This is a genomic window from Allobosea sp. P1_A7, assembly GCF_056406775.1.
This window is the reverse complement of the sequence record NZ_JBFTZN010000020.1, coordinates 37,756-50,802: the sequence shown is the minus strand read 5'-3', so window position 1 is coordinate 50,802 and position 13,047 is coordinate 37,756. Positions and strand designations below refer to the sequence as shown.

Below are 13,047 nucleotides of genomic sequence, written 5' to 3'. Positions count from 1 at the left end.
ATCTCAGCCTCGATCTCGATCAATTCGCGTGGCGCGGCGAGGATTTTTCGGCTGTCGCCCTGCGTGGGYGGCTGAACGAGGTCGGGTTGGCCAATGCATCGGCCTCGCTGCGTGTCGCAGGCGCCCTAGTCGGTGCAACGGGCGCAGTCGACGGCACAGGATTTCGTGGCAAGCTCAACCTCAAGGCGGATGATGCGCGCCGCGTCGGGCTGGCGCTGGCGCGGGCCGGGCTCGATCCAGCCCTTTCCGACCTGATTGCAGATCTGAGGCAGATCGATGCGGAAGCGGTTGGCGATTGGAGCTCGGAACAGCTTCGCTTCGAGCGCCTGACCATCGCTGGGGCTTCCGGCGTCAGGCTGGACGGATCCGGAGAGATTGCCGCGGATCGGCTGGCCGCAAAGCTCGCGGTGCAGGGGCTCGATCTCAATACCCTGCCAGCGGGCGGGAGTTTCGCCGGGTTGATCGGGACGCGCGACCTGGCGCTCGATTTATCCCTGAGCGGAGCCCGTTTTCGCAATGCGCCGCCCGGTTCCGCCCAACTTGCTCTCGCACGCGAAGGCCGCAACTGGCGGCTCAGCCGGCTTGCCGTCGACGGGTTCGGCGGAGTTTCAGTCAATGGCGCCGGTGCGCTGCTGCCGGAAGGGGGCGAAATCTCCGGTCGCATCCGTGCACCACGCTTCGAGGCGCTTGCAGCCCTTGCCGGGCCACTTCTGCCGGAGGCGCTCCGTCAAGCGCTCGGGCGCGCCGGGGACGGGCTCTCACGGCTGGATTCAAGCTACCGCCTGACACGCACGGTAGCCGGCGACACGGCCCTGCTGCTGGAAGGCGGCGCGCAAGCCGGAACGCTGACCCTGAATGCTCGGTTGGACAGGAGCGGGACATGGACCGGAGCCAATCTGCGCTTTGATCTTGCCGATCGTCGACAGCTCTTCGCCGCTCTCGGCCTGCCGGCACCGATGCAGGGTGGACCTGGCAGGCTCGTTCTCGACCGTCAGCAAGGGCGCCTCAGTGGCTCGCTGGCGGGGCCTGGATTGTCGATCGTGGTCGACGGCGAGGCGGGCGCCGATGTGCCGCGACTGACCGTGCAAGCGGATCGTCCCGGCCAGATCCTGCCGGAGGGGCTCGCGCGCGCCCTGCCCGATGCGGTGCTGGACGCGCATGGCATGGTTCGCTTCGCCGGCGACCAGATCGCGCTTGATGGTCTTGTCGCCAATCTTGGCGGAAGCAGTGCACGGGGGACGCTGGCCTTGCCGAGAGAGGGGCCAATCTCCGGCAAGCTCGCGCTGCCATATGTTGATCTGAGGAGCGTGATCGGCTCGTCCCTGGGAACCGCGGCGGCATCTCCGGGCAGCAACTGGTCGGCGGTCCGTTTCGGCATGGCCTCGGGCCTTGGCGAGATCAGCCTGTCGGTCGAAGCCAAATCCCTGCTCTTCAGTGATGATATCGCCCTGAACGATGCGGCTTTCTCCCTGCATGCCAACCCCGGCGAAATCCAGATCGAGGCGCTCTCGGGAAGCTATGCCGGTGGTAAGGTCTCCGGGCGGCTTACGGCACGGCGTGAAGGAGGGCTTGCGCAGCTTTCCGGTCGGATCGCGCTGGCGCAGCTCGATCTCGCGATGCTCACCGGCAACTCACTTGCCGGGAAGCTGTCGGGTCAAGTGGAGGGCGGTGGTTCCGGAGAGAGCCCCGCGCGGCTGGTTGCGGGATTGGGGGGAGCCGGTAGTTTCACCATCGCAGGCGCGAGTCTCACCCGGTTCGATCCCGGTGGCTATGCCCGCGTCATTGCCGGGACCGGAGAGGATGCATCCGAGAGCGAGACCAGCCGTTTGCAGACCCGGCTGGCGGATGCGCTCGACCGCGGCTCATGGCTTTTGGGTGATGTTACGCTGCCCTTCACGCTCGCCGGTGGCCTCGTGCGGCTCGCTCCGTTGACGATCGAGCGCGGGGATCTCCAGGCCGAGGCAAGTGGAGTGATCGACCTCAGGGCGCTGACCGCCGATCTGAGGCTGGGGCTTCGCCCACTCGGCCCGTTGCCCAAGGGCTGGCCGATGGCGGCGCCGGCACTTGGCGTGGCGTGGCGCGGGCCGCTATCGGGACTGCGGCGCGAGACCGATGTCGGAGCTTTCGCGAATGCCGTGGCGGCGCGAGCGCTGGCCCGCGAGATGGAGCGGGTCGAAGCCTTCGAGGCGGATGCACGCGAGCGCGCAATGCATGCGCGCCGCCTGCGCGCCGAGCGTGAGATGCGTGAGAACGAACGCAAGCTTGCAGACTTCCTGAAGGCGGAGGAAGAACGCCGCCTTGCCGAGGAGAAGCGCGCCGAAGACGAGCGCCGTGCCGCGGAAGCGCGCGCCCTGGAAGAAGCCAGGCGCGCCCAGGAGGCGCAACGTCTCGAGGAGCAGCGCCGGGTGGAAGAGGCCAGGCGAGCAGACGAGGCGCGGCGCAGAGCGGAGATCGAGGCGCGCGCTGCGGCGACGCGTGCAGCTCAACCTCAGCCTCATGGCGGCCCACTGATCCTGCCCGGTGCACCGCGCGAGAATTTTCCCGAGCAGATATTGCGGCCGGTGACACCGGCTCCATCCCTGGGGCCGCCGCTGCAGATAGAGCCTGTGCCGCGTCCGCTCTCGCGGAGTCCGTAGCCAGACTGATTCAAGGCTTCATGCCGAGATTCCGGGATTTTCCGGTTTGAAGCGGCGTGCCCATCTGAGCCTCGAAACTGAGCGGATCTGGCTCCTCAGGCGAGGCGATGCCCGTCAGCCGCGTTCCGCCAGGCGCTGGTAATGTGCCAGGACGTGCAGGCGCAGCGCGGAGGAAAGATTGGCCTCGCCGCGGCGGGAATCCACATCGGCGACGAGTGCAGCAAGCGTGCGGCGCTCCTGTCCGGCAATCTCCTTGAGTGCCGCCCAGAACGGCGCCTCGAGCGATACGCTGGTGCGGTGCCCGGCAATGGCGAGAGAGTGTTTGCGCTCGCGGCTCACCGCGGAATCTCGCCCTTGTCATCGGGCGGAAGCGCAAGCTTGTGGCCGTCGAGTTCGCGGATGGCCTTCTCGCGCCGCGCTTCAGTCAGGCTGCGCTCGGCCTTGCTCCGTCCGAAGTCGATACGGTTCTGGTTGGCCTTGGCTTCGGCCGCTACGCGTTGGCGCTGTTTACGGGCCCGCCGGAGATTGATGATCTCTGCCATTCCGCCCGGCCTTGTTCAGGACGGGCCAAGCATGCGCTCGGGCCGCACCGTGCTGTCGAACAACTCGGCGTCGACACCGGCCCTCAAGGCTTCCTGGCGCAGGGTCGTGCCATTGTGATGGGCGGCCTTGGCGATGTTGGCAGCCTTGTCGTAGCCGATGGCCGGCGCCAGTGCCGTGACCAGCATCAACGAGCGGGACAGCAACTCGGCGAGGCGGTCCTCGTTGGCGACGATCCCCTCGATGCAGTGCACGCGGAAGCTGTCTGCGGCATCGGCGAGCAGCCTGACCGATTGCAGGAAGGCGGCGGCGATCACCGGCTTGAAGACGTTCAGTTCGAAATGGCCCTGGCTCGCGGCGAAGCCGATCGTCGCCTGGTTGCCGTGAACCTGCGTGGCCACCATGGTGATCCATGGCGAGCGCGGCGAGCGCGCCATGGGCGGCGGTCAGCGCGCCATGGCTCGCCAACGCCTCGAACGCATTGGCGGCGGGGCGGAAGGGCAGGCCGGTGAGACCCGCCATTTCCTTGGCGAAGAAGGCGGCGAAGTCGCGATGGGTGTTCAGGCCGGTGCCGACCGCCGTGCCGCCCTGGGCCAGCGCATGCAGCCCGCCGAGCGAGGCCTCGATCCGCCCGATGCCGAGATGGATCTGCGTGGCGTAGCCCGAGAATTCCTGGCCGAGCGTGACGGGCGTCGCGTCCTGGAGGTGCGTCCGGCCGATCTTGATCAACGAAACGAAGCGCTGCGCCTTGTCCTGCAGCGCCTGTTCGAGCTTGCGCAGGGACGGAAGCAGCAGGCGCGAAATCTCGAGAGCCGCGGCAATATGCATCGCGGTCGGGAAGCAGTCGTTCGACGACTGGCCGCGGTTGACCTGATCGTTGGGATGAACCGGGCTCTTCGCGCCGAGGCCGGCGCCGAGGATCTCGTTGGCGCGGTTGGAGAGGACCTCGTTGACGTTCATGTTGGTCTGGGTGCCGGAGCCGGTCTGCCAGACGACAAGCGGGAAGTGGTCGTCGAAGCGACCGCCCAATGCTTCATCAGCCGCCTGGCCAATGGCGCCGGCGACACGCTGGTCGATCAACCCCAGCCGGGCATTGACGTGCGCGGCAGCCTTCTTGACCAGCACGAGAGCATGGATCAGCGGGAGCGGCATGCGTTCGCTCGGTCCGCCAATGCGGAAATTCTCGAGCGAGCGCTGGGTCTGAGCACCCCAGTAGCGATCTGCAGGAACGGCGATGGGGCCGAAGGAGTCAGTCTCTGTGCGGGTGTCCGGCATAGGCTCTGATCAGGTCTTCTTGCGGAAGGAATCGAGACTGACGACCTGCGCGCCGCCGCCCTCGTCACCATCCGCGCCCGCGTCGGCCTTCGCCGGGTCCGCTTCGTCGTCGGTGGCTGCCTTGTTCTTCGCAGTGGCACTTGCAGATTGTGGCTTTACCGGGAGCGCAAGCGGTGTCGGGGCGGCCACGCTGGGCTCGGACCCGGCTCCGCGTGGTGCCTTTGCGGCTCCCGCGGTCTGATCACTCGCCGAGGCTTCTTCAGGAGCCTCCTGGGTTTCGAACTTCAGGCCGAACTGGACCGAGGGATCGAAGAAGGTGGTGATCGAATCGAAGGGCACCAGCAGCCTTTCGGGCACGCCGGAGAACGAGAGACCGACCTCGAAGGCGTGGTCGCTGACGTTGAGGTCCCAGAACTGATGCTGGAGCACGACCGTCATCTCGTCCGGGTGCTTTTCGCGCAGTCGCTGCGAGAGGCGCACGCCAGGGGCCGTCGTGCGGAACGTGATGTAGAAATGGTGCTCGCCCGGTAGGCCATCGCGGCTCGCCTCGGCCAGGATCTTCCGTACGACACCCTTCAGCGCGTCCTGCACCATGAGATCGTAGCGAAGAATATCCTGTACCATCGTATCGACTATCCGTGTCCGCTTCCGAGCAAGGCAGAAAGTCGCCGGCCCTCGCATAAAAAAGTGGAGGCTTCTGTTGCCAGGCGCCTCCGAGCCCCGCCTTACGCGGCTAAGCGCAAGGGCTTTGGTTTGGGAACCAGCACCGCTTACGCGGCGACAGCAACCCGAGCATTGTTGTCGTTGGCAACTATGCAATGGCCCGATAACGGCGGAACCATGCCGAGCAAAAGAACGACCTTTACACCCTCGTCGATCCTATTTCGCCCCCGCCGGAGCCCGTCTCGCGAATCGCGGACGGGCTCTGGTGGAGGCGCCGGGTACCGCCCCCGGGTCCGAAAGGCTTATTTCGACGTTCGTTTATCGCCATAGCCGCTCTTGCGAGTGGCAAACCGAATATAGGGACTCGGAGCGCGCGGGGAAAGAGAGCATCGTCACTCCATCCGAAGCAATTTCGCCGGCTCTCACCGGGACGGAATATCGAGATTTGGCTCATCCCGGATGATCCTGAGGACCTTGCCGTCAGTGACGCTGACATCGATCGCGATCTCGGCGCCGTTACTGTCGATCCCGCCGAGCTCCCAGCGACCGCCATGGCGCTCGATATCCTCGATCCAGACCATGCCGTGATCGATAGCGATCTCGCGGGCTTCCGTAATCGAGATTTCACGGGTGCTCGGAGCGGGGGACGGCATGGTGTTGGCGGCCACGGCAGGGAAGGAGAGCAGGACGGCGACCGGCAGGAACCACATTGCGCTGCGAATCGACATTTTGGTTCTCCCTAGCCTGAACAGCGGCAGGGAGCGGCTCAATCATGGCTTTGTTTCGGCTGGTCTGAGGCGCTTCCTTGCGGCTTATCGCATTGCCGTGAGCGCATGTGTGCACTGCAATGCGATGGCTCCAGACGATACGATACCGTCTCCAGGACGTGCCGGAGAAGGCCCAGTGGGGAGGTTCGCACCACCGTTTGGACGCGGCGATGCATTCGAACGGGGCCGGCGAGTGAGGCCGCTGCCTATGCATGCTGCACGGGCGGCAAATCTGCCGATGCCTGGTGACCTCGAAGCCTGTCGGTTTATATGTTGCACACAGGGATCGTGCCGCTAACACACATGTTCAGGGCCAACGAGCCTGGGGGTGGCAAGAGCTCCCGGACTCTTCGCGGAGGCGGCTAGTGATCAGAAGGCATCCAGAATTCCAGTATCTCGACCTGCTTTCCGACGTCCTGGAGCGCGGAGACGAGCGGTTGGACCGTACTGGAGTAGGCACTCGCTCGCTGTTTGGCGCCATGGTGCGATTCGATTTGTCGGATGGCACTGCGCCTATCCTCACGACGAAACGCGTCTATTGGAAAACCGCGGTCAAGGAGATGCTCTGGTTCTTGACCGGGGGCACCAATATCCAACCCCTGCTTCGTGAGAACGTCCGAATCTGGACCGACTGGCCGCTTGCGCATTATCGCCGTGAGACCGGCGAGACCATCTCGCAGGACGAGTTCGAGCAGCGTGTTGTCGAGGACGACGCCTTTGCTGCTCGCTGGGGCGAACTTGGCCCTGTCTATGGCAAGCAATGGCGCCGCTGGCTGGGCGCCGACGGCCGCGAGCATGATCAGATCGCGGCACTGGTCGAGGCGCTCCGGACGAATCCAACGAGCCGCCGAATGCTCTTCCATGGATGGAACGTGCCGGAACTCGGTGCGATGGCGCTTCCGCCTTGCCACATGGTGTATCAGTACCACGTGACCTCGGATGGGCGGCTGAACTGCCTCTTGTTCCAGAGGTCGGTTGATCTGCTCCTCGGAGCTCCGTTCAACTTTGTCGGCGCCGCTGCACTGCAACTCATGCTGGCCCAGCAGGCGGACCTCCGTCCTGGCGAACTGATCTGGGTGGGCGGGGACGTCCATCTCTACCTTAATCACCTGGGGCAGGCCCGGGAGCAGGTTTCGCGCGAGCCTCGGCCATTTCCCACGATGCGGCTCGCCCGACGGGCGGCGACGATAGACGAGTACCGCATCGACGATTTTGATGTCGAAGGCTACGCGCCTCACGCGGCCATCAAGGCCGACGTGGCGGTCTGAGCGCAGCCGTTGCGACTGTGGTCGCCCCTCACGAAATGGGGCTCCACGGCAAGGAAGGAGAGGCGCATTTGCGCCCCTTGCTCGCCGCTGACCGCGATCGGCCTCGCGCAGGGGCAATGACCAGCCGCGCCCGCGCTGATCGCTTCCCCATCGACTGGCTCGACCGGGGGACTGCGCCGCTGACCGCAGCAAGTGGCATGTTGGAATGAGGCATCAGAGAGCGCCATCCTGCTTATGCAGAATGAGCTGCGGGCGCAGATCTTGGGATGGCTGCTATCGGAGTTCGAGATCGGCGATCCGGTCCTATCGCAGTCCTCCGGCTCTGAGCGCGATGTGCTTCGTCTCCTGGAAATCGTCAAGAGAGGCGAGGCCATTCAGTCGGCCGATGCCGGCTTGCTTGAAGCCGCCTTCCTCGAACTCGTCGTGGATGGCGGCCCAATCATTGATCCAAACCGTGCCGACCTGCAGTTCGCGCGCGACACGGAGAGGCCGATCGACATCGCGGCTCCAGACGCTGGCGGCCAAGCCGAAATCACTGTTGTTGGCGAGGGCGATGGCCTCCGCTTCGCCTTCGAAAACCTGGAAGGTCGCGACCGGTCCGAACACCTCTTCCTGGACGATCGCCAGATTCGCATCGGAGACCTCGAGCAGTGTCGGTCGATAGAATGCCCCCGCCGCGAGCGCAGGCTCGCGCGGGATACCGCCGCGGACGATGGCCTGAGCGCCCTCCGCCAGAGCTTTCTCCACCATCGCATCGACGCGGGCCACGCTTTGCCTGTCGATCAACGGGCCCATTTCGCTCCTCGGATCGGATGCCGGGCCGACTCTGACCTGATCCAGCCGCGCGCCAAGGGCCTGCCGCAGACGGCCGGCGATGCCGCGTTCCGCCAGGATCCGGCTTCCGGCCATGCAGAATTGGCCAGCGAAGACTGTGATGGCTTTCTCGAGTTGCGGGAGCGCAGCCGCGAGATCGGCATCTTTGAACAGGATCATCGGCGTCTTGCCGCCGAGCTCGAGGCCGAAGCGCTTCAAGCGCGATGCGCCGGCTGCCGCGATCGCCCGGCCCGTGCGGGTGCTGCCCGTGAAACTGATCACCGGCACGTCGGGCGACTCGACCAGGAATGCCGAGCCGGAAATGCCGCTCTCGCAAAAGTTGTTCACGACGCCAGGTGGCAACTCCGCAATCTCCGAAAGGATCTGGGCGACGAGAGCATTCACCTGCGCGGTCTGACCAGGCATTTTGGCGACGACCGTCGTGCCGGCGGCGAGGGCCGGGCCGAGGGAGCGCATCAGCAGGACGACCGGGCTGTTCCACGGCACGATGAGACCGGCGACGCCGATCGGTTCGCGCAGGGCCATGGAATAGGCGCCCGGTCGAACCTCCAGAGCCCGGCCATGCTGGGAGAGCGCCAAGGCTGCGCAGTAGCGCAGCTTGGGCGCGACCGTGGAGACTTCGAACCGGGCCTCAGGCAGGATCTTGCCATTCTCTGTTGCGAGCATCTGCGCCAGTTCCTCGGCGCGTGCTTCAAAGCGATCGGCGATCACATTGAGGGCGCGGGCGCGCAAGCTCCGATCATCGCGCCAGGGGCTGTGCAGGAAGGCGTTTCGAGCGGCAGCAACGGCGCGCTTCGCATCGGCTTGCGTCGCGTCCGCGAAAGACCCGATGAGCTCGCCGGTGGCAGGATTGATGCTGGGGACGCGGTTCGCGCTGTCGCACCAGGTCCCGTTGACCCAGTTCATCGCATTCGGCAGATGTTTCACGACGATATCCTCCTGGCTCAACGGCGCGGGGCCGTGGCCGCAGACGCCTCAATCCAGTCCGTAGAGGCCAGGCACGGCCCGATCGACCAACACTTCGACGAGCTGCGGCTTCGCGCTGGCGAAAGCTTCCGAAAGAGCCGGCGCGAGGTCATCGGCGCGCTCGACGCGCATGCCCGCGCAGCCATGCCCGGCGGCGAGTGCCGGGAAGCCCAGGCCGGGCAGGTCGATGCCCGGTGGTGCGGCCTTTTTCATGAGTTGGCTGAAGGCGCGCATCGCGCCGTAGCCACCGTTGTTCAGAACCACCACTGTGATCGGGAGGCCGTGCTGTGCGGCGGTCCACAAGGCCTGGATGGAATACATCGCCGATCCATCACCGATCACGCAGATGACGGCTTGGGTTGGTCTGGCGAGGGCGATCCCAATCGATGCCGGCAGCGCGAAGCCCAAGCCGCCGCTCGCCATGCAGTAGAAGCCGTTATCCCGAACCGGCAGATGCCGCTGGAGCGCTTCCTTGTGCGAGGGCGCCTCCTCCACGATCACGCTGCCGAGGGGGCGCAAATCTGCGATCGTCTGCATGACGAAGCTCGCCAGGACCGGTTCGCTCGGGGCGATCCGCGGTGCCGGGGCGCGAATGGTGGCGGGTGGGCGATCGCGGTGCGGCACAGTCGCGAGCAGACCGGAGATCGCGGGACGCATCGTCGAGAGCAAGCTCACTCCACCAATGGCGGCTGCGGCGGCATCTGCATCGTCGGTGATGTGGAAGATGGGCGGCCCTGACCTGAGGCCTGCGAGATCGCCGGGAACGTGAAAGGTGAAGGCCGGGGCGCCAAGGACCAGCACCAGGTCGTGCCGTCCCAGTATCTTGGCAAGCGGTTCGGGGGCGGCGGGCAGAAAGCCGTTGAAGAGCCGGTGATCCTCCGGAAACGAGGCTCTGCTTGCCACCGGCGCGGCCCAGACTGCGGCGCCCAGACGTTCTGCGAGTGCAACGGCAAGTGCCGACGCTTCGTCCCGTGCGACCGCAGCACCGACGACGATGGCCGGGCGTTCGCTGGCATCGATCGCGTTGGCGAATGCCCGAAGACCTTCAGGATCGGGCCCGAAATCCCCGCTGGTTGGCCGGGCCTCGACGGGCTCGCAGGGAACTTGCCAGTCATCGGCAGGAATCGAAACGAAGGTAGGTCCGCAGGGCTTCTGCATGGCGATGGCGTAAGCTTGGGCGATCGCCAGCGGCACATCCTGCGGGCGCGCCGGTTCGCAGCTCCATTTCACATAGGGTTTGGGAAACTCCGCAGCCGAGGCGGCGCCGAGAAATGGGCGCAGCGGCAGCAGCGCGCGCGCTTGTTGCCCGGCTGTGATGACCAGCGGCGTTTGATTTCGGTAGGCTGTGTAGATGCTCCCAAGCGCATGGCCGACGCCGGCCGCGGAATGGAGATTGACGAAGGCCGCCGAGCCGGTTGCCTGGGCATGGCCGTCGGCCATCCCGACGGCACTGCTTTCCTGCAGGGCGAGCACATAGCGGAAATCGCTTGGCCAGTCGTGCAGGAAGGCAAGCTCGGTCGAGCCGGGATTGCCGAACACCGTCGTCATCCCGAGCGACCGGAGAAGGGCGATCGTCGCATCGCGCACTGTGCCGGCCGGTTTTGTGAGAGCGGAGGGCAGGGCCGCGGGCTGGTCTGCTGTCTGCATGGCAATTCCATTGGTTTGCTGCGGCCGCGTCGCGCGCCGATGCGAGCAAGCGTTGGTGAAGGCGGCGGCTTCGGCTCTTGCTCAGATCGCGCGAAGCCTGGTCTCTTCGGCAGCCAACACGGCGCCGATGGCGATGACCGAGACCAGGCTGAAGTAGATCAGGATGGGAAGAAGGCTGCCGCCGCTCCATGCGAGCAGGCTCGCTGCGATGACGGGCATGGCGCCGCCGCCGAAGATCGTGCCGAACTGCCGCCCAAGTGATACCCCGCTGAAGCGAACGCGCGTGTCCGGGAACAGCTCCGGATAGAAGCTCGAGGTGACGCCGATATGCATCGGCTGGATGAGCGCCCCGGGAATGGCCATGGCCAGTACGACCAGCAGGGTGTCGCGGGTCTGCAGCAGCGGAAAGAAGAGGAAGGCCACATAGAGCCCGGCCAGGACGAAGCCGGTGCCCAGCACCACCCGCCGCCCGATACGGTCCGACAGCGCGCCGAACAGCGGCACCATCGCGATGGCAATGACATTGCCGAGCAGAACGCCGCGCAGCAGCGTGGCCTGATCGATGCCGAGCGTTTTCACCCCGTATGAAAGGCCGAAGATGGATGTGAGATAGAACACACCGGACTCCGCCAGGGCGCAGCAGAATACGATCAGTGCCGGCCGCTTGTAATTGTCGAGCACCTGCAACAGCGGTACCCGCGCAGGAGGCGTCCGTGTCGCTTCGAAAACGGGCGACTCTTCGACCTTGAGCCGAATGTAGAAGCCGAGGCCCACGAGCACGATGCTCAACAGGAAGGGCACGCGCCAGCCCCATGTCAGCAGGACGTCGCTCGGCAGCGCGGCGGCAAAGGATACGACCAGTGTCGCAATCACGACGCCGGCGAAATTGCCGGATTGCGCGATCGAGGCGAAGACGCCGCGTTTGCCTTCGGGCGCGCTCTCCAGCATCAGCACCGGCGCTCCGGTCGACTCCCCGCCAAGGGCGAAGCCCTGCAGGAAACGCAGGGCCAGCAGGCAGCCCGCCGCCCAGATTCCAATGGAATCATAGGTCGGCAACAGGCCGATGGCCGTCGTCGATAGACCCATCAAAATCAGCGTCGCCGCCATGACCGGCTTTCGGCCGAGACGATCGCCGAAGTGACCGAAGAACAGGCCGCCGAGAGGTCGTGCGACAAAGCCGACGGCAAAGATGCCGAGCACGGCAATCATGCCGGCGACCGGGTCCGCATGCGGGAAGAACAGTTTGTCGAAGACGATAGGCGCCAGGAAGCCGTACAGCATAAAATCATACCATTCGATCGCTGACCCAAGGAAATAGGAGAGCGCGACCTTCGTGCGATCCTTGTTGCGAAGCGCAGATTGACCGTTCAGTGCTGCGACCGACATGGCGTTCCTCTCTTGAGCGGAGCGGGCTTCGCCGACAATGGAACGCCCGGAGAGCGGGCGCCGGGGAGGGCGTCTCAGGAGCTCGGGGGGCGGCTGGAGGTCGCGCCGGTCTGTCTCACTCGATCGCGAGCATATCGACGAGAGCAGTCAATGCCGGAGCAAGAACGGCGTTGCGCTGGGTCGCCAGATGCAGGTTGCAAGGCGCCCAGTCTTCGGCAAGCGGGATATCGACAAGGCCTCGGCTTGCAATTTCGCGCGCCGCACTGCGCATCGGCAGCACCGTAATGCCGAGACCGCCCTGGACCACCCGGCAGATCGACGCGATGCCATGGACGCGGACGCGCGTAGACAATTCGGCGCCATGGCTTGCGGCCTCGCGGGCCAGCAAATGCCCGATTGCCGAGTCCGGTGGCAGAACCCAATCCTGGTCGAGCAGATCGGCAAGGCGAACAGCAGCCGCGCCCGCAAGAGGATGCTCCGGGCTGACGACGATCCCGAGTGCGTCGCGACGATAGGGTCTCAGACGCAGGCCTGGGCTGGATTCCGCACCCAGCAGGATACCGAGCTCGGCCCGCCCGTTGAGGACGCTCTCGGCAACTGCATTGCTGGTGAGTTCCTCGACTGAGAGCCGGACATGGGGGAAGGCGCCGAGAAACCTCTGCAACTGCTCCGGGAGGTCATGGAATAACGCGGGCCCCGAGACGCACAGTCTGATCTGCTCCAGGACGCCATCCGTGATGTCACGCAACTCGTCTTCAAGCTCGTCGACATCGGCAAGGATCCTGTGCGCATGCGCCGCGATCGCCCGGCCGGGCGCCGTCAGCCCGATCCCGCGGCCTCTCCGCTCGATCAGGCGGAAGCCGAGCGAGTCCTCGAGGAAGCGAATCCGGCGGCTCGCGGCCGAAACCACGATGTGAAGTTCCTCGGCGGCCAGCGACAGGTTGCCATGGCGCTCCACGCCCATGATCAGTTTCAGGGTCTTGAGACTAAGCCGGTCATTGAGTTTCACCGAAGCGACGTCCCTCGAAGCTGGCAACGCGCCGACGGCCGTTGCCATTAGGTGGA

At 65.5% G+C, this 13,047-nt stretch carries 10 protein-coding genes, 1 other RNA gene and 1 pseudogene; 2 read left to right on the top strand and 10 right to left on the bottom strand.

Annotated elements, in window-relative coordinates:
- The coding region (locus AC1D34_RS05675; protein ID WP_476823715.1) for a hypothetical protein at positions 1–2,636 on the top strand (2,636 nt) is incomplete at its 5' end.
- 114 nt (positions 2,637–2,750) lie between these two features.
- On the opposite strand, the gene AC1D34_RS05670 is transcribed toward AC1D34_RS05675, so the two are convergent.
- From AC1D34_RS05670 to AC1D34_RS05645, 6 genes and pseudogenes are all read right to left on the bottom strand, one after another.
- Positions 2,751–2,975, bottom strand: coding sequence for a ribbon-helix-helix domain-containing protein (locus AC1D34_RS05670; protein ID WP_476823714.1), 225 nt, complete (start codon positions 2,973–2,975; stop codon positions 2,751–2,753).
- A complete protein-coding gene (locus AC1D34_RS05665) occupies positions 2,972–3,178 on the bottom strand; it encodes a DUF4169 family protein (RefSeq protein WP_476823713.1) in 207 nt (68 codons plus the stop codon). Before AC1D34_RS05665 ends, AC1D34_RS05670 begins: the two co-directional genes overlap by 4 nt.
- A 15-nt stretch (positions 3,179–3,193) precedes the next feature.
- Positions 3,194–4,451, bottom strand: a pseudogene (locus AC1D34_RS05660) (class II fumarate hydratase).
- Between the two features lie 9 nt (positions 4,452–4,460).
- A complete protein-coding gene (locus AC1D34_RS05655; protein WP_476823712.1) occupies positions 4,461–5,075 on the bottom strand; it encodes an SspB family protein in 615 nt (204 codons plus the stop codon).
- 62 nt (positions 5,076–5,137) lie between these two features.
- Positions 5,138–5,500: a transfer-messenger RNA gene (gene ssrA / locus AC1D34_RS05650) on the bottom strand.
- Positions 5,501–5,536: 36 nt separating this feature from the next.
- A complete protein-coding gene (locus AC1D34_RS05645; RefSeq protein WP_476823711.1) occupies positions 5,537–5,842 on the bottom strand; it encodes a PepSY domain-containing protein in 306 nt (101 codons plus the stop codon).
- A gap of 407 nt (positions 5,843–6,249) precedes the next feature.
- Here AC1D34_RS05645 and AC1D34_RS05640 point away from each other — a divergent pair, with 407 nt between their 5' ends.
- Positions 6,250–7,149, top strand: coding sequence for a thymidylate synthase (locus tag AC1D34_RS05640; RefSeq protein WP_476823717.1), 900 nt, complete (start codon positions 6,250–6,252; stop codon positions 7,147–7,149).
- A 303-nt stretch (positions 7,150–7,452) separates the two neighbouring features.
- Here the strand turns inward: AC1D34_RS05640 and AC1D34_RS05635 are convergent, their stop codons facing one another.
- From AC1D34_RS05635 to AC1D34_RS05620, 4 genes are all read right to left on the bottom strand, one after another.
- Positions 7,453–8,910, bottom strand: a complete 1,458-nt coding sequence (locus AC1D34_RS05635) for an aldehyde dehydrogenase family protein (protein ID WP_476823710.1) — start codon at positions 8,908–8,910, stop codon at positions 7,453–7,455.
- A gap of 48 nt (positions 8,911–8,958) precedes the next feature.
- A complete protein-coding gene (mdlC, locus tag AC1D34_RS05630) occupies positions 8,959–10,596 on the bottom strand; it encodes a benzoylformate decarboxylase (RefSeq protein WP_476823709.1) in 1,638 nt (545 codons plus the stop codon).
- Positions 10,597–10,677: 81 nt separating this feature from the next.
- Positions 10,678–11,982: an MFS transporter gene (locus AC1D34_RS05625; protein WP_476823708.1), complete on the bottom strand. Its 1,305-nt coding sequence runs from the start codon at positions 11,980–11,982 to the stop codon at positions 10,678–10,680.
- A 115-nt stretch (positions 11,983–12,097) separates the two neighbouring features.
- Positions 12,098–12,991 (bottom strand): LysR family transcriptional regulator, encoded by an 894-nt coding sequence (locus AC1D34_RS05620; RefSeq protein WP_476823707.1) that lies wholly within the window; start codon positions 12,989–12,991, stop codon positions 12,098–12,100.
- Positions 12,992–13,047 lie beyond the last annotated feature (56 nt).

What these genes read in the sequence shown, in the direction of transcription:
- AC1D34_RS05665 (WP_476823713.1), bottom strand. Translation starts at nt 3,178, where the DNA reads ATGGCAGAGATCATCAATCTCCGGCGGGCCCGTAAACAGCGCCAACGC.
- AC1D34_RS05655 (WP_476823712.1), bottom strand. Translation starts at nt 5,075, where the DNA reads ATGGTACAGGATATTCTTCGCTACGATCTCATGGTGCAGGACGCGCTG.
- AC1D34_RS05645 (WP_476823711.1), bottom strand. Translation starts at nt 5,842, where the DNA reads ATGTCGATTCGCAGCGCAATGTGGTTCCTGCCGGTCGCCGTCCTGCTC.
- mdlC (WP_476823709.1), bottom strand. Translation starts at nt 10,596, where the DNA reads ATGCAGACAGCAGACCAGCCCGCGGCCCTGCCCTCCGCTCTCACAAAA.
- AC1D34_RS05625 (WP_476823708.1), bottom strand. Translation starts at nt 11,982, where the DNA reads ATGTCGGTCGCAGCACTGAACGGTCAATCTGCGCTTCGCAACAAGGAT.